The following is a 16,507-nucleotide window of genomic DNA, read 5'->3' as shown; positions in this document are numbered from 1 at the left end:
TTATTTATCGTTTGTAAATAATAATATAAATTAAATCGATATGGTGATGTTTGGGTGTCATAGGTTATTAGTAAATATAACTTATATATAATTCCCTTAGGATTAATTATATGTAAGAGGTAATTCTTATTAAATTAGATGAAAAAAATGGGGCTGTTGCATTAAGAAATCTAACTCCAATATGTTGGAGTTTTTATTCCTTGCGCCACAGCCCCATTTTTCTTTTATTATTTATAAGATTTTAGTTAAATAATTATATTTTTTCTACTTACTTTTTCTTTCTATTCATTATAAAGAATACTGCTCCAAGAATTATAGAAACTAAAATAAACATAGAAACTATTAAAACTCTATTGTTATTAGAGAGAATCTTAAATAATTTTTTTACTGAAGAAGGTTTATTACTAGAGTAATCAGAAGGATTTAAGGATAATATGGTTTTATTTTTACCTATTATGGCAACATTTTCTTTAAATCCATTTATAAGATTCTCTTTAAGTATAAGAGAGCTTATTTTTTCTAAAGATCCTTCAGAAGGGGAGGTAAATACAAGAATGTTATTTTCCTTTCCCCAAGGAGAAGTTAATAATTCTAACACTGAATAATCATTCATAGGGGTATCTAAAACAGGAACGCCATTTTTTCTATAAAGATTCTTAAAGCTTTCGTTATATGGAATAGGAAGACTTGAATTAATATCTTTTATAAGAGGATTTCTATCAGGAGTTCCAAAGAGAACTTTATTTCCATTTTTATTAGATACATTACCTGCAAAATTACCCATTAATGAATCATTAGTTTTTGCTTCTTTTCCAAGAAGATATACTAAGGTGGATACAGAAGTAAGTTCCTTAGAGGTTGCATCATCTGGAACTATAATCTCCACATTATTAAATTCATAATTTTTTATAAATGAACTTTGGAAGTTATTTAGAGAAACATTCTTATTGTCTCCAAGATTTAATTCTACAAAAGAGTCTTTAGATATAAAGACCCAAGCATTCTCAAGTTCTCTTATATCACAATTAAGTGAAGGACCATCTATATATACAGCTAGTTTTATATCAAGACTATTATTATTTTCAAATTCCTTAGGTATATTTACTGTAATTTCACCTTCATTAGATTTCTCATCATAGATCTTTTTATCCTTTATAGGAACGTTGTTTATATAAAGGGTTATTGAGGAGTTTTCAGCTTTCACTAAGGAGGAAGTTTTATATTTTATTGTTATTAAAGATGAATTAAGTATTTTTTTATCCTTTGGAACACTTATGTAGTAAGAGAAATTATGGGTTTTAGATCCCTTAAGCTCTAGATCACCATAGCCTGAATTTTCAAAGGTTATGGTATAGGGATAATCTCTTTCAGGTTTTGTGTAGTTTTCTATAACTTGATATTTATCATTAAATTGAGACACTATTTTCCCATTATCTAAAGAAGCAACTCCTTGAAGTAAAGAGTCTATATTTTTAGAGGTTATAATAAGAAGTCTATTTTTTTCATTATAAGGAGAGGTAGCTTCTTTAATTAATGCTTTATTATCTAAATAAGAAACTTCATTAGATTCTATTAAAGCTTTAATATTATCCCCTATATTATCATATATGCCTACTAATATAAGATTTAAATCCTTATATTCATCTATATCCTTATATCTTACAAGGTTTGGAGTTTTATTTGAGTATAAACTCATTCTACTAAGAGTGGATAAAACTCTAAATGAGGCTGTAAGTTCATCCTTAGAGGAGTTATCTGGAATAACCACAGCAAAGTTACTTGAATTTTCTAAAGCCTTGTCAACATAAGGGTAAGGAAAATTACGGAGGGTAATATTATTGGAATCCTCCTTATAGTTAAGGGTTAAGTAGCTATCTTTATGAATAGATAACCAGTTACCAGAGTTAATTTCATCATAGGTACATTTTTCATCAGTTATTCTATGAAATATTTTAACCTTAAATGTATTTCCTTCAGGTTTTATGAGCCTTGGGTCTAACTCTGATTCTATTGTTCCTTTGTTTATATCATAGTCCTTTAATTTAACAGTTTTTATAGGAGTATCATTTAATTCAAGGGTTAAGGTAGAGTTTTCATATTCTCTTATGTCACTTTGAGAAAAATTTATAACAGCCTTTCCAGAGGTTACTGTTTTTGTTTTCTCTATATGAAATGGAAGAGAGTAATCCTTAAATATTCCTTGGAGGGTAATATTAGAAGGAAATTTAAAGGTGTTAGAGTCTTCCTTTACATAGGCAGACACAGAATTGGGTAAAGGGAATAAGAATGTAAGTACAAAGGTTAAAAAGGTGACTATAGATAAAAACTTATTTTTTTTCTTTTTCATAAATAAATCAACTCCTAAAATCTTTCAGTTTTATACCAAGTGTGCTGCTTTTTGAGTAAGGTATTTTTTATATACATATAGAATCCTTTTATACTTACCACTATCCACATTTGGCAATAGGTAAAGTACATAAGTGCTATAATAAAAAAGTTTTCCTTAGTGAATTCGCCCTTCTCCATAGTTAAAGATATAGAAACTTCTAATATAAACATTAAATAAGAGAGTATCCATAGAATCATAAAGTTACCAGATATGGATACCTTATAGTTTGTAAAAAGTCCTAAGACAAATATTAAATCTGATAGAAGAACAGAAACTAAAAATAAAAAATACACTGAAAAGAAATAATAAATGTCTATTAAGATTTTGCTTTTACCTCCCCTAAATGGAAAGGATAGATATTTAAAAAGTACATATACATTACCTTGTACCCATCTAGTCCTCTGCTTAAGCCAAACCTTTATGGTTTCAGGTTCTTGTTCCCAAGTAACAGCTAAAGGCATAAAGCATATTTTATATCCCATTCTATATATTCTTATACTTATTTCAGTATCCTCAGCTATGGCGTTAGGGTCCCAGCCCTTTATTTCATCTATAATAGAGCGTCTTATTATAAAATTTGTTCCAGGTATAGTGCAAAGCTTAAAAAGTTTCCAACGGCCTCCTTGAGCCATCCATTGAAAGCTAAGACCTTCTATATTTATAAATTTTGTTAAAAGGTTTTTCTTATTCCTTGTTCTAAATTTACCAATAACAGCACCATATTCATTATTACTTATTATGGTATAAACTAAATGTCTAAGGGCTAAGGGTTCAGGGGTATTATCTGCATCATAAATAACAAGATACTCCCCAGTAGATTTTTTATAGCCTATATTTAGAGCGCCAGATTTTCCACGACCTCCAGTGTTCTTATCAGTGTTTATAACTATTAAGTTCTTGCTAGGATTATCATCCTGAAGTGTTTTTAGTACTGAGGCTGTATTATCAGAGGAGTTATCATTTATTACAATGATTTCTAAGTGTTCAGAAGGATAGTCTAGCTTAAACATAGACTTTACTGTCTTTTCTATAACTTTTTCCTCATTATGGGCAGGAATAAGTATTGAGACCTTTGGAAAATAGTTCATATTTTTTATAGGAGCAAGAGATTTTTCTGAAACTTCAACAAAGTACTTATATCCATATAGGGTAAGAATAGCATTGTAAAATAGCATAATCCATATGGATAATACACAAAGGATAAATAAGAAGTCTAAGATATTAAGTTTCATAACACTTACTCCTTTCTTTTAAATAATTTTTTTCTACTTCTTTTATAATTCACCATAAAGATTATAAGGAATACTAAGCAAAATACCCCAATTATTACTATAAGAATATTCCAAGGATTTTTAAAGAAATCTTTAAGAGATGAACTTTTAGGAGGATTAAGACTATAGGTTAACTTAGAGTCCGCAGTTTTTAAACTATATATAGAAGTATTAAAATTTAAGGAAGTACTTTTTATATCACCCACATTTATTTTAAAATAAGATATTCCATTTATAAGTCTTTTTAGTATCTCCTTATCTAAAGAAGAGCTTATGGGAATAGCCATTTCTCCATGATTTAAAGAACTTAAAACTTCTAAATAACATAAGGCGTAACTTACATCTTCGTGGTTACTTATAGGTTTTTCTAAAAGTACAGGAATAAAATGCTCAATGTGGTTAAAGTCATCTAAAGAGTAGGGAACATTAATTTTAGAATTATGAGAGTATACTACTGAAGAAGTATTTTTAATAGATTCATCCTCACTAGTTGTGTAAAGTCTTAAAAGTCCAGGAAGAAAGTTTTTATTATATAAGTTTTCAATATAATTTAATGAATTATCTTCATAGCTTAAGGAAGTGATATAAGGTTTAGAGAGAGTAATTTTTCCAAGAGATTTAATATCATATTCCTTAAGGGTTAGAATTACAGGGATATTTTCAGATTCTAAGTATTCTAATTTATCTTTAAATCCATTGATATCACTAGAGATATCCTCAAGGGATATATAAATTTTCAAATCTTTTTTATGATCTATTTTTAAAATATTATGGAGGACATCACAGGTAATATATGCAAAATATTTTGAAGAAAAATCAGAACTTCCTATATACCAAAGGTTATCTTTACTACCTATGTAAGGGTAGTTTGATGACAGAGTATTTATAGAAGATAAAACATCTAGGTTAAGCAACCCAATATCCTTAATAGGTGTTATAGAAGGTGTAGAAATAGTTTTTTCATTGTAATTTATAGAAATAGGGCTATTCTCAAAAACTTTAGATTGTAATGTTTTTGAATTTGAAATTGATTCTCCTATAAGTATTAAAGATATATTTTCAGTGACTTTAGACTCTATTTCCTTAGAATAATCTGAAGGGGTGTCTAAAAGAAATATATAATTATAGTCAGTTATTTTAGCTATATCAAAATCTTTAAAATAACTATCATCTATATTAAGCTTAAAATGCTTAAGAGAAGATTTTAAAAATGTAAAATTGTCATCCTTAGATTCATAAAGAATAATTATGTTTTTATTGATTTCACTTCCATAAACTTCATAGGAAGGGGAGACTATACTTATAATAAGTATAAGAAATATAAAATAAAATTTCTTATACATCATATTCAAGGTTTCTCTCTGTTTCAGCTTTAAAATCTAAGGATGATTCATTGATAGTTTTAGAGTATTCTTTAACTGACATTTTAAAGTTAAAGTTTAATTCTCTATTTAACTCTCCAATTTCAATATTTATATCTTCAAGAGAAGTCTTCAATCTGTTTTTAAGAACCTCTCCACCAGCTTCAGTGGTTTGAGGAAGGATAACTGCAAAGGAACCCTTATCTAAGGTATATTTTTTATCTTCAAGTCTTGTAATCTTATTTATACTTTCACTTAAGTGTTTAATTACTTTTTCTACGATCTCCTTAGGATAAATAGCAGAAAGCTGATCAAAATATTGTATTTCTATAATAAGTAAAGTAAGGCTTAAGTTATGGCGTCGAGAGAGAGCCATTTCCCCTTCTAAATGCTTATAAAAATTATACTTGTTATCAAATTTAGTTATTGGATCTATATAGTCACTATTTTTAAAGCTATTAGCTTCATCCTTTAAGGCTAATATAGAGCTTCCTAAAGATGATGAAGTTAAACATAAAGCAGGTATGATAATCAGCCATATATATAAATACATACTACTTTCATATATGGTGTTTGCCATAGCTTCATATATAAGATAAGAACCATATAGGAATACAAAAATAAGTGAAGTACCTATGGCCATGGGTAGCTTTAAATAAAAACATATAATTATTAAAATAATAGATATATTAATAAGAAAGAAACTTCTTAAATCCATTGAGCTTTTTGTAGAAAAATAAACAGTAACAAGTAGAAGTAATTCTAAGAATATAAGTAGAAAGTAACCATTTATTTTTTTAGTTATATCCTGCATAAAGGCCTCCTTAACTTAAATATTAATTCTATAAAATCTTAAATAAATTCTATGAGTTAGGTTAACATACAATAATAAGAAAAATATAAAAAATATAAATTCAATAAATCAGATAGAGTAAGAGTTTTCTATAATATAATGGAGAGCTAATATGAGAAAGAGGGGTTATAGACTTCTCAATAACTTTAGTAATATTTTTAGTATTAATCATGGATTTTATCCACTTATTATAATAGAATTTAAAAGTATTATAGTTTATTTATAGTCATACTAGATTGAGATTTAATTTAGATGAACCTATATAAGAAGTTAAGTTAGAATTCTATAGAACTTTTAACTTAATCTGCTGAAAACTATGTAAGTGCCTAAAATAATAAAGTTTTTAATAAGAAAGCCTTTAATAAGTAATATTAAAGGCTAAAAGACAAAAATGTGAAATGAGAAATACATAAAACTGTATTTTTCATTTCACATTTTTTATTTAAGTATTGAAATATATTTAGTTTTTCAATAGAGAGAGAAGTCCCTCTATATTATCAAAGGAATAAAATTCTTTAGTTTTTTCATAACCAAGACCACCCTTAAACTCTCCTTCTTTAACCATAAAATTAAGAAGTTTAGTCTCTAGTTTTTTAGTAAGCTCTTTATTATTAGATGTTTTACTAAGCCTTAGTGCTACTGCATATATAGATGAAGATTCTATGTTATTTAATGGCTTAAGGTTAGAAGAATAATCTGTAACTAGATACCCATTTGTTTTCATTTCTTTATCCATAAAATCTATGATTGGAGATATATCTTCACCATCAGAATGCAAGGATTCCCATATCATAAGGCTATATAGCAGTTCAGTTTTATCCTCAGAAGAATATTCATCTTTAGAGATATCATAGGATTTTTTAAAGAAAGGAGTATTTAAGATTCTTCCATCTAATATAACCTTTTTACTCTTATCTTTTATTATGGTCCATTGTTTATCAAAATTAGCTAATATATTCATTCCTTCTAAGTCACCATAGCATAAGGTGAAAAGGGATGAAGTACTAGTGTCATTAACAAAGTCTATAGGTAAATCATCCTTTATATTATGGTTAAGAAGGTTTTTAGATAAATTTTGGGCTTTAACTCTATAAGAATATTTATCAAAGGTTTTATAGCCTAGGGCTAAGGCTTTAGCTATTCTTATATCATCTATAAAAGCAGTGGTGGAATTCTTCTCTTTCTCTTTAGAAACCCTCCAGCTTATAAGACCGTTAGGGAGATACATATTATCCTTAACATATTTATAGGATGAATCAAAAAGATTTCCATTTTTAATATAATAAGAATACATCATCATAAGACCTTGAGACTCTGAAAGTACATCATGACCTTTAGTGGTTTCATCCTCTGAAGATGCATCAAGGTAATTAGTAAGGATTCCTATCTCTTCATTGGTTAATTTATTTACTATAAAATTCTCTAATAAAGAAGATTCCTCAGATGGATTTTTATAGCTTAAATGATTTTCTAGATTTATAGGTTTAAAAAATGGATAGAGAAAATATGTAGAAATCATAATAATTAAAAAGATTGTGATTAATAAAAATTTCTTTTTCAATATAGCACCCCCATGATGAAGATTATAGCATAAAGTTTATTGTTAATCGTAGGAAAAATAATGTATAATATTTATTATGTGCATATGTTCTATTTGGTTATAGATTATGTAACTTTATAGTGTTTATATTTTAACACTATATCTAGAAGTTTTAGAATTCTAATAGTAATATTATTAGAATTCTAAAACTTCTAGTCTAAATTATAAGTAGGAATATATGATGCTTAAGAAAGTTTAAGGAGGGGTGTTATGGGATATGTTATATTAGACTTAGAGTTTAATAACTTAAGTGATATAACTAAGTATTATTCAGATTTTTATAGTACATATCCACAGTTTAAAGAGATGGATTGTCCCAATGAAATTATAGAAATAGGGGCTGTAAGGGTAGATAAATATCTACAGGAGATAGATAGTCTTAAGATTTATGTTAAGCCTTATATATTTCCCATGCTTAACCCTAAAATAAAAGAAATAACAGGAATAGAAGATAAAGATGTAAACAATGGAATTCCATTTGAAGAAGCTATTAAAATCCTTGAAAATTTCACTAAAGAAGATGATATTATATGCTCTTGGGCAAAGGATGATGTGGCTGAAATAATAAGAAATGCATCCTACCATGGTATAAATCATATAGACTGGATAAATAAATATATAGATATACAAGAATACTGTACAAAGGTTATGGGGGAGAAGAAATCCTTAAGTCTTAAAAGAGCTATAGAAAAATTATCCATAAGAAAAGATGAAGGTAGACTTCATGATGCTTTAAATGATTCCTTGTATACATTAGAAGTATTTAAAAGGGTGTATAACTTTAGAGTGGTAAAGAACTATATAATAGAAGATATACTTAATATGCCAGCTATTATGGTGAAGAGCCTTGAGGATAAAGACTTTGAAGAGGATAAAGTTGAATTTATATGTCCAAAGTGTAAGGAAATACTTCATATGGAGTCACCGGTTAAGGTATTTAAGTGGAGGTTTTTAACATTATCCCATTGTGATAGATGTAATGCAAATATATTAAATGAGGTAATGGTTAAGAAAACATTAAAAGGAAATAAGGTTTATAAGAATAATAAAAGCATAATAAGCGAAGCAGAATACTTAGATTATAGCTATAAGCTAGGAGAAATTAGTTAGGGACAAAAAAATATAAATTATAAAAAGTTTTTTAATAAAATTAAGGTTTTACTTTATTAATAATAGTAGTGGAATCTTTAGATAAAATAAATTATTATTACCTATAAGATATAATTTAAGTTTTCTTTAAAAATTACTTAAGACCTATGGTTTAATGTAAGGAAAGGGGAATACTATGAAAAAGAAATCTAAAATAGCTTTAACATTAGCAGCGGCAGCAGCTTTAATATCTGTAATAAAGAATGATAAGAAAAAAGAGAAGAAATTAAAATAAGGGTGCTATTTATAGCACCCTTTTGATTCCTATATAATTTTTCTAGTTTTCGAACTTTTCATTGTATTGTAGCAGTAATTTATAATGTCACTTCTTTTAATGATACCGATAAAGGTACCGTTATCATCAACAACAGGAACAAAATTTTGATTAACTGCAAGAGATATGAGTCCCTCTATATCTGAGTTTATAGTGACAGCTTTATGTGTTCTCTTCCTTTGTATATCCTCCACCTTAACCTTATTAGTGTTTTTAAAATTAAGTTCTGGAGTATTTTTTAGCTTCCAAAGTAAATCCCCCTCTGTTAAGGTACCCACATATTTACCTGCATTATTAATTAAAGGGATAGCTGTATAGCCATGGTACTCCATTCTTTCCATAACTTGTCTCATTGTAGACTCAATGTTTTCATGAATTACTTCACTTTTAGGTGTTAAGAAAAACGCTATATTCATGGTTCATCCTTTCCAAAAAATATAGAATTTGATCAGCTAGTAGTAAAATTTTTAATATAGGCTCTAGATTTATAACCATAAATATTTTAAATATGGTTATAAGAAGTGTAGAGACTTAATTAAGCTTAAAACTTATAAGCTGACATGTAATATTTTTTAATTTATTAACTAATTGTGGTATTAGAAACCACATATATATTTTAACATACCTAAGGGTGTCCTTCTATATATAAATTCTTAAATATTCTTAAATATTTACTCCATGGATAGTATCTAATACTTTACTTTCATATATGTGAATGTATAAGTTTAAAGCATGTTAATTAAGATATAAATCCGCCAATTAACAGAATAAATAAATAAATTAGACTTAATATAACAAAGAAACTAATAAGTTATGGAAAATTATTATTAGTTATGTTATACTAATGAGTATAACAAATGGAAAGGGAGAGATAAATACTATGTTAAAGAAATTAATGGAAAAGAAAAAAAGAGAACAAGCAAGAAGAAATAGAATAAATTCAGCTAAAGGATTAGCAGCAGGGGCAGCTTTAGGAGCGGTAGCAGGAATATTATTTGCGCCAAAATCAGGTAAGGATACAAGAGAAGTTATTGTAAATTCTGCAAAGGATCTTAATGAAAATGTAAAAGTTAAGGCAAGCGGCGCAAAGGAAACTGTAACATCTAAGACTAAAGAAGCTAAGAGTAAGATAACTGATTACTTAAATAAGAAAAAGCAAGGAACTTTAGAAATAGCTGAAGAGAATATAGAAGAAGTGAAAGAAATAGAAGAAGCTTTAGAAGAAAATGAAGAGTCTATTGAAGAAATAAATAATGAAGAGAAATAGGACAAGTATTCTTTAAAAAGTATGGAGTGATAAAATAATGATGATAAGCCTTTCAGATTTAGGATATTTTTTCTTAGGGCTATTAGGGGCTATAACACTTGTAATGCTTTCTCTTCTAGCATATAAACTAATAAAGCTTGTAGGAAACATAAATAAGGTTATAGAAACTAATGAAAGAAATATAAATGATACATTAAAGACCCTTCCTGAGATTGCAAAGGATGTTAAGCATACTACTGATAATATAAAGGATATAAGTGATGTGGCAGTAGAGACCACAGCTGATGTAATGACAGCCAAAGATAATGTAGGAGAGTACTTTAATACAGCTAAGGATATACTTTTAATAATAAAGAATATATTTTTTAGTAAATAAAAGAATATTTTTTAGGATGATTTTAAATATTTAAAATCATCCTTTTTGTGTTTAAGGAGAATGGCTTATATATTTAATTGTTATATAGAATTAAAAAAAGTATACGATAAGAATATTATGTGAAAAGATTTAAATATATATTTTATTAATATATTTATTTTAATTTTATAAGGAATATCAAGTGGAAAATATTGATAATGGAAAATGAAAATTTAATCTTTATTAAATAAATATGAAATAATATCCTTATATACATAAAAGTTGAATATATATTTCGGTATGGTTTTATAATTTAAGAGAAAGAAAAAGATTTATTTAATGAAATTAGTATAGTGCTAATTAAGCAAATAATAATATTGGAAAACTATGTCGAAAAAAACTAGGTACTATAAATAAAAAACAAAAAACATTCATTAAAAATTTACAAAATGTCTTTAAAAAAAGGTAGAATAATGGACAAAAAGGTGAATTCATGTTACCATATAACAAGTTTTGAAAGATTATAATTGTATAATAATAGGAATATTTTAGGAGGAACAATGGAGTTAAAAGAATATTTACACATAGTTAAGAAAAGATGGCTTTTGATATTATCAGTAACATTAGTTAGCATTTTTATAGCAGCTTTAGCTAGTTTTTTAATTATTAAACCTACATATAAGGCGGATATATCCGTTATAGTTGGTAATTCCCAGGAAGCGAATGCAAATAAACAAAACTACAATGATGTAATAATGTATCAAAAATTAGTTAAAACATATAGTGAATTTACTAAAACTAGATTAGTATCAGAGGATGTTATAAATGAACTTGGACTTTCAATGACTCCAGATAAGTTATTGTCTATGGTATCAGTAGCCCCAAAGGGAGACACTGAATTTATAACTATATCTGTAAAGTCAAAAAAGCCAGCAGAAGCACGTGATATAGCAAATCAGTTAGCTAAATCTTTAAAGAAGGTAAGTAATGAGGTTAAAAAAGCTGATAATGTACAATTAGTAGATGAGGCAGTACTACCAACTAGTCCAGCTAGCCCAAAGCCTTTTTTAAATATGGGAATAGCCTTTGTACTTGGAATATTTATATCTGTAGGAATAGTGTTTTTAATAGAGTACTTAGATAATACTGTAAAGAGTTCAGATGAAATAGAGAAAATGTTAGATATACCAGTGATAGGAGCTATACCTATGGTAGTTAATGAAACTGAAAAAAAGAAAAGAAAAAGATAGAGGTGAGGATAATTGATTAGAGATTTAATAGCATATAGTAATCCAAAGTCCCAGGCAGCAGAAAGCTATAGAACCTTAAGAACAAATATTCAATTTTCCACCTTGGATAATGAATCAAATGTAATAGCTATAACCTCTTGCGGACCAGGAGAGGGAAAGAGTACTGTTATAAGTAACTTAGCTATAACCATGGCTCAAAGTGGAAAAAAAGTTCTTTTAATAGATTGTGATCTTAGAAAACCTATAATACATAAAAAATTTGGAATATCAAATCTTAAAGGTCTGACAAGCCTTTTAATAAAAGATAGTAAGGTGGAGGATGTTATACAAAGGGTGAATATAAACAATCTTGGAGTTATAACCAGTGGACCAGTACCACCAAATCCATCGGAAATATTAGGGTCAAAAAACATGAAAAATCTTATAGAAGAGTTCAAAAAATACTTCGATGTAATACTGTTAGATGCACCACCAGTACTTGTGGTGACAGATGCTCAGGTTATATCAAAGGTTACAGATGGAATGATACTTCTTGCTGCTTACGGAGTTACTGAAAAGCAAGCTCTAGAAAGGGCAAAGGATAATATAGTAAAGGTTAATGGAAAACTACTTGGTGTGGTTATGAATAAGATACCAGAAAAGGAAGGGTCATATTATGGATATGGATCCTATGGTGATTATTATTCAGATGACTCGGAGTAATTAGAATAGAAGGTTAATAATTTAAAAATATTAGTGTTTAAAGATATTTAAACACTAATATTAAATCATTTTATACCAAAATATAGAAAAAACAACAGTGTAATACATAAATTTTCTTTAAAATATAATAATTCTCAATAGTTTTTTTAATTACAATATTGAAGCTTAAATATTATAAAGTATTATATAGAGCAATTAATTATAGAGTATATAGTATTTAATATAGATAAAAACTTATAAATAAATAATGATTATAGGATGAGAACAGGAGGATTCGATGTGATAGATTTTCATAGCCATATAATATATGACATAGATGATGGATCAAAAAGTATAGAAGAATCTTTAGAAATGATAGAGAATGCAAAACAGGAAGGGAGCAAATATATTTGTGCAACTAGCCATTATATGGTAGGAAGCTATGAGCCAGAAAGAGAGGTTTACATAGAGAAGCTTAAGAGTCTTAGAGAAAAGGTAGATGGAATAGAGATAGCAGAAGGCCTTGAGGTATATATGGAGCCGAGTCTCCCAAGCCTCTACAAAAAAGAAAAGATATGGGGAATAAATAAGGGGAAGTATATGCTTATAGAGTTTCCAATGAGGGAAGTTCCAAAGTATTCAAAGGATATATTATATGAAATGACTGTTCTTAATGTAACACCTATAATAGCCCATCCAGAGAGAAATTCAAGACTTAGAAATGATATAAAGCTTTTAGAAGAGTTTATAGAAGAAGGGTATCTTCTTCAGATGAATGCTTCCAGTTTAGTAGGCTTCCATGGAGATGAGGTTAAGACCTTTGCAGAGACCTTAGTTAAGAGAAATATGATACATATGGTAGGAAGCGATGGTCATAATGTAAAAAGAAGAAACACTAACATTAAAGAAGGGGTTCTTAGAATAAAGGAATTAAATCCAGAGCTTTATAGCTGGATAAAAGAAAACCAACATAACATATTTAATGGAGAAGATGTACAACCCTTAGAAATTAAAGAAGAAGTAATAAAGAAAAAAGGGTTATTTAGCTTTTTAAGAGGTAAATAAACATAGATGAATAGGTTAAGATTTAACTTGTTTAATATTTTCAATAAACGTATTGGGATGTGGATATATGAAAAAAGGGATAAAAAGAGGAATACTTATTATTGTTGGTATTCTAGTACTTACAGGTGGATTATTAGGGTATAAGGTATATAGTAAGTACAGTAAGATAAAGACTAATGAGATAACCTTAAGTGATGAGGAACTTAAGGTAAGCAATGATATAGATAACAGTAGCAAAGAAGAGATACTTAATTTTATTATATTAGCAGTAGATAAATACGAAAATGCCACTGATGCAATAATGGTAGCTACTATAGACAAAAAGCATGATGAACTTAAACTTACATCCATATCTCGAGACCTTTATGTAGATACTGGAGAGGGAAATACCCCAAAACTAAATTATGCTTACCATTATGGTGGAGCAGTAAATACTATAAAAATTGTAAATGAAAATCTGGGACTAGATATAAGGGATTATATACTTTTAAACTTTGAATCTGTAGTAGAGATAATAGATACCATTGGTGGAATAGATTTAGACTTAACCTATGAGGAGATACATGGATCTTATGCCTTAAATGAAAGAGCAAAGAACCTTTCAAAACTTATAAATAAAGAGATGCCAAAGCCATTAGATAAGGAAGGGGTTAATCATTTAAATGGTATACAGGCAGCTGGATATGCAAGAGTAAGGGTAATAGATGATGATTTTAAAAGAACTAATAGGCAAAGAAAAATTATAAATGAAATAATGAAAAAGACAAAGAAAATGAATATTAGTGAATTAGATAAGTTTACAGATGTAGTATTTAAAAATATAGAAACCTCTTTTAATTTTAATAAACTTATAAATCTTTCTAAGGAAGGATTAGAGCTTTACAATAAACCAATAAAGGACACAAATATTCCAATAAAGGATACATTTGAAGGACATTATTGGGATAATGGAGCCTTTTATTTTACATGGGACAAGGGAAGAAATAAGGAATATATTAAAAAGTTTATTTATGAAGACAGAGGAAAGTAAATAAGAGTAATTTAGATACTTAATAGAAAAAGTTGATTTATAATAATGTATTTATTTAAGATATAAAGCATTTAAATATTAATTTTAAAATTCTGGCTTAAGGGGGTAGAGAATAAGATATGGAAATTGAAAAAGCAAGGGAGGAAGAAGTAATAATAGAGTCCTATGAAAAGGGAATTATATATAAATTTATAAAAAGATTAATTGATTTAATAGGATCCATATGTGGAGTTATACTACTTAGTCCTATAATTATCTTAACATCTATTTTAATAAAGATAGACTCTAAAGGTCCTGTAGTATTTGCTCAGGAAAGAGTAGGACTTAATGAAAAAAACTTTAAGATGTATAAGTTCAGGTCCATGGTGGTAAATGCAGAGAAGCTTAAGGATGAATTATTAAATAAGAATGAAATGTCAGGACCAATGTTTAAAATGAAGGATGATCCAAGGGTTACTAAGATAGGTAAATTTATAAGAAAGACAAGCATAGATGAATTGCCTCAGCTTATAAATGTACTGAAAGGGGATATGAGTTTAGTTGGACCAAGGCCTAATCTTCCAAAAGAAGTCAATAGGTTTGAACCGTGGATGAAAGAAAAATTTAATGTTAAGCCGGGGCTTACCTGCTATTGGCAAGTAATGGGGAGAAATGATATTGACTTTGAGGAATGGATGAAGCTTGATATAAGATATGTAAGAGAAAGAAATACATTAATAGACTTAAAACTTATATTTAAAACATTTTGGGTATTATTTGGAGATAAAAACGCAAGATAGGGGAATGAATGGATGAATGGAAAAATAAAGGTTATGACTATATTTGGGACAAGACCAGAGGCTATAAAGATGGCTCCTTTAATTAAAGAACTAAGTAAGTGTGAGGAAATAGAGTCAAGGGTTTGTGTAACAGGACAACATAGGGAGATGTTAGATCAAGTTTTAAAGATCTTTAATATAACTCCAGATTTTGATTTAGATATAATGAAGAGTAGACAAAGTCTCACAGGGGTTACTAATAAAGTTTTAGAAGGATTGGAAGAATTGTTTAAAATATATACACCAGATATAGTATTAGTACATGGAGATACTACAACAACTTTTGCATCATCACTTGCATCTTTTTATAAACAAATAAAGATTGGACATGTAGAAGCTGGACTTAGAACTTTTGATAAATATTCCCCATTTCCGGAAGAGATTAATAGAAAACTTACAGGAGCTATGGCAGATTTACATTTCGCTCCAACTAATACGTCTAAAAATAATCTTTTAATAGAGGGAATAAAGGAAGACGATATATTTATAACAGGAAATACAGTTATAGATGCTATGAATGCAACAATAGAAGAGAGTTATAAGTTTAAAATGGAAGAGCTTAATAGTATAGATTATGGTAATAAAAAAGTTATAATGGTAACCGCTCATAGAAGAGAAAATTGGGGAGAAGGTATAGAGAACATATGTATTAGTTTAAAAAAAATAATTGAAAATAATAAAGATGTAGAGGTAGTTTATTTAGTTCACCCGAATCCAGTAGTTAGGGAAGTAGTTGAAAAATATTTGAACGGACTAGATAGAATACATCTTTTAAATCCCTTAGATACAAAAGAAACTCATAACTTAATGAATAAGGTTTATATGATAATGACAGACTCAGGTGGATTTCAAGAAGAGGCACCTCACCTTGGAAAACCTGTTCTTGTATTTAGAGATGTAACAGAGAGACCAGAGGCGGTAAAAGCTGAAACAGTTAAATTAGTAGGAACTAATGTAGAATATATAGTAGAGAAAGCTCAAGTACTTATCAATAGTAAAGAAGAATATGATAAGATGACTATGGCTATAAACCCTTATGGGGATGGAAAAGCTTCAAAAAGAATTATGGAAACCATATTATATAAGTTTAATATTAACAAGAATAGGCCAGAAGAATTTAAATCATTATAAGGAAGAGGTAGGT

General features: G+C 28.1%; 15 protein-coding genes. 9 read left to right on the top strand and 6 right to left on the bottom strand.

Going from position 1 to position 16,507, the window contains the following annotated elements; all coding sequences use genetic code 11:
• Nucleotides 1-268: 268 nt before the first annotated feature.
• The 5 genes from BR69_RS0102810 to BR69_RS0102785 all read right to left on the bottom strand — a co-directional run bounded on the left by BR69_RS0102810 (nucleotide 269) and on the right by BR69_RS0102785 (nucleotide 7,435).
• Nucleotides 269-2,347 (bottom strand): cellulose biosynthesis cyclic di-GMP-binding regulatory protein BcsB, encoded by a 2,079-nt coding sequence (locus BR69_RS0102810; RefSeq protein WP_027631831.1) that lies wholly within the window; start codon nucleotides 2,345-2,347, stop codon nucleotides 269-271.
• Between the two features lie 14 nt (nucleotides 2,348-2,361).
• Nucleotides 2,362-3,621, bottom strand: coding sequence for a glycosyltransferase family 2 protein (locus tag BR69_RS0102805; protein ID WP_027631830.1), 1,260 nt, complete (start codon nucleotides 3,619-3,621; stop codon nucleotides 2,362-2,364).
• A gap of 5 nt (nucleotides 3,622-3,626) precedes the next feature.
• On the bottom strand, nucleotides 3,627-5,006 hold the full coding sequence (locus BR69_RS0102800) for a hypothetical protein (protein ID WP_027631829.1): 1,380 nt from the start codon (nucleotides 5,004-5,006) through the stop codon (nucleotides 3,627-3,629).
• Nucleotides 4,996-5,835 carry a diguanylate cyclase domain-containing protein gene (locus tag BR69_RS0102795; RefSeq protein WP_027631828.1) on the bottom strand — a complete coding sequence of 280 codons (840 nt, stop codon included), beginning with the start codon at nucleotides 5,833-5,835 and terminating at the stop codon, nucleotides 4,996-4,998. The genes BR69_RS0102800 and BR69_RS0102795 overlap by 11 nt, the downstream gene beginning before the upstream one ends.
• Nucleotides 5,836-6,334: 499 nt before the next feature.
• The gene (locus tag BR69_RS0102785) at nucleotides 6,335-7,435 is read right to left on the bottom strand and encodes a glycosyl hydrolase family 8 (RefSeq protein WP_027631827.1); all 1,101 of its coding nucleotides are present in this window, start codon (nucleotides 7,433-7,435) and stop codon (nucleotides 6,335-6,337) included.
• 249 nt (nucleotides 7,436-7,684) lie between these two features.
• Here BR69_RS0102785 and BR69_RS0102780 point away from each other — a divergent pair, with 249 nt between their 5' ends.
• Nucleotides 7,685-8,584, top strand: coding sequence for a 3'-5' exonuclease (locus BR69_RS0102780; RefSeq protein WP_027631826.1), 900 nt, complete (start codon nucleotides 7,685-7,687; stop codon nucleotides 8,582-8,584).
• Between the two features lie 303 nt (nucleotides 8,585-8,887).
• On the opposite strand, the gene BR69_RS0102770 is transcribed toward BR69_RS0102780, so the two are convergent.
• Nucleotides 8,888-9,313, bottom strand: a complete 426-nt coding sequence (locus BR69_RS0102770; protein WP_027631825.1) for a CBS domain-containing protein — start codon at nucleotides 9,311-9,313, stop codon at nucleotides 8,888-8,890.
• Between the two features lie 464 nt (nucleotides 9,314-9,777).
• Between BR69_RS0102770 and BR69_RS0102765 the strand changes: the two genes are divergently transcribed.
• The 8 genes from BR69_RS0102765 (at nucleotide 9,778) to wecB (ending at nucleotide 16,494) form a co-directional block, all read left to right on the top strand.
• Nucleotides 9,778-10,164: a YtxH domain-containing protein gene (locus BR69_RS0102765; RefSeq protein ID WP_034849254.1), complete on the top strand. Its 387-nt coding sequence runs from the start codon at nucleotides 9,778-9,780 to the stop codon at nucleotides 10,162-10,164.
• 37 nt (nucleotides 10,165-10,201) lie between these two features.
• On the top strand, nucleotides 10,202-10,540 hold the full coding sequence (locus BR69_RS0102760; RefSeq protein WP_027631823.1) for a hypothetical protein: 339 nt from the start codon (nucleotides 10,202-10,204) through the stop codon (nucleotides 10,538-10,540).
• A gap of 539 nt (nucleotides 10,541-11,079) precedes the next feature.
• Nucleotides 11,080-11,769: a YveK family protein gene (locus BR69_RS0102755; RefSeq protein ID WP_027631822.1), complete on the top strand. Its 690-nt coding sequence runs from the start codon at nucleotides 11,080-11,082 to the stop codon at nucleotides 11,767-11,769.
• Between the two features lie 12 nt (nucleotides 11,770-11,781).
• Nucleotides 11,782-12,471, top strand: a complete 690-nt coding sequence (locus BR69_RS0102750; RefSeq protein WP_027631821.1) for a CpsD/CapB family tyrosine-protein kinase — start codon at nucleotides 11,782-11,784, stop codon at nucleotides 12,469-12,471.
• Between the two features lie 279 nt (nucleotides 12,472-12,750).
• Nucleotides 12,751-13,515, top strand: a complete 765-nt coding sequence (locus tag BR69_RS0102745) for a tyrosine-protein phosphatase (RefSeq protein WP_027631820.1) — start codon at nucleotides 12,751-12,753, stop codon at nucleotides 13,513-13,515.
• Between the two features lie 67 nt (nucleotides 13,516-13,582).
• The gene (locus BR69_RS0102740; protein ID WP_027631819.1) at nucleotides 13,583-14,545 is read left to right on the top strand and encodes an LCP family protein; all 963 of its coding nucleotides are present in this window, start codon (nucleotides 13,583-13,585) and stop codon (nucleotides 14,543-14,545) included.
• A 119-nt stretch (nucleotides 14,546-14,664) separates the two neighbouring features.
• Complete coding sequence (locus BR69_RS0102735; protein WP_027631818.1) at nucleotides 14,665-15,324, top strand: sugar transferase; 660 nt, start codon at nucleotides 14,665-14,667, stop codon at nucleotides 15,322-15,324.
• Between the two features lie 12 nt (nucleotides 15,325-15,336).
• The gene (gene wecB / locus BR69_RS0102730; protein WP_027631817.1) at nucleotides 15,337-16,494 is read left to right on the top strand and encodes a non-hydrolyzing UDP-N-acetylglucosamine 2-epimerase; all 1,158 of its coding nucleotides are present in this window, start codon (nucleotides 15,337-15,339) and stop codon (nucleotides 16,492-16,494) included.
• Nucleotides 16,495-16,507: the final 13 nt, after the last annotated feature.

It is taken from the genome of Clostridium hydrogeniformans DSM 21757, assembly GCF_000686705.1.
Lineage (GTDB): Bacteria > Bacillota > Clostridia > Clostridiales > Clostridiaceae > Clostridium_Z > Clostridium_Z hydrogeniformans.
Note: the sequence above shows the minus strand (reverse complement) of the source record. Positions and strands in the feature narration are given on the sequence as shown.

Bases quoted from the DNA above. Each gene is read 5' to 3' on its own strand.
- BR69_RS0102780 (WP_027631826.1), top strand. From the start codon at position 7,685: ATGGGATATGTTATATTAGACTTAGAGTTTAATAACTTAAGTGATATA.
- BR69_RS0102810 (WP_027631831.1), bottom strand. From the start codon at position 2,347: ATGAAAAAGAAAAAAAATAAGTTTTTATCTATAGTCACCTTTTTAACC.
- BR69_RS0102740 (WP_027631819.1), top strand. From the start codon at position 13,583: ATGAAAAAAGGGATAAAAAGAGGAATACTTATTATTGTTGGTATTCTA.
- BR69_RS0102760 (WP_027631823.1), top strand. From the start codon at position 10,202: ATGATGATAAGCCTTTCAGATTTAGGATATTTTTTCTTAGGGCTATTA.
- BR69_RS0102735 (WP_027631818.1), top strand. From the start codon at position 14,665: ATGGAAATTGAAAAAGCAAGGGAGGAAGAAGTAATAATAGAGTCCTAT.
- BR69_RS0102800 (WP_027631829.1), bottom strand. From the start codon at position 5,006: ATGATGTATAAGAAATTTTATTTTATATTTCTTATACTTATTATAAGT.
- BR69_RS0102755 (WP_027631822.1), top strand. From the start codon at position 11,080: ATGGAGTTAAAAGAATATTTACACATAGTTAAGAAAAGATGGCTTTTG.
- BR69_RS0102770 (WP_027631825.1), bottom strand. From the start codon at position 9,313: ATGAATATAGCGTTTTTCTTAACACCTAAAAGTGAAGTAATTCATGAA.
- wecB (WP_027631817.1), top strand. From the start codon at position 15,337: ATGAATGGAAAAATAAAGGTTATGACTATATTTGGGACAAGACCAGAG.
- BR69_RS0102765 (WP_034849254.1), top strand. From the start codon at position 9,778: ATGTTAAAGAAATTAATGGAAAAGAAAAAAAGAGAACAAGCAAGAAGA.
- BR69_RS0102795 (WP_027631828.1), bottom strand. From the start codon at position 5,835: ATGCAGGATATAACTAAAAAAATAAATGGTTACTTTCTACTTATATTC.
- BR69_RS0102805 (WP_027631830.1), bottom strand. From the start codon at position 3,621: ATGAAACTTAATATCTTAGACTTCTTATTTATCCTTTGTGTATTATCC.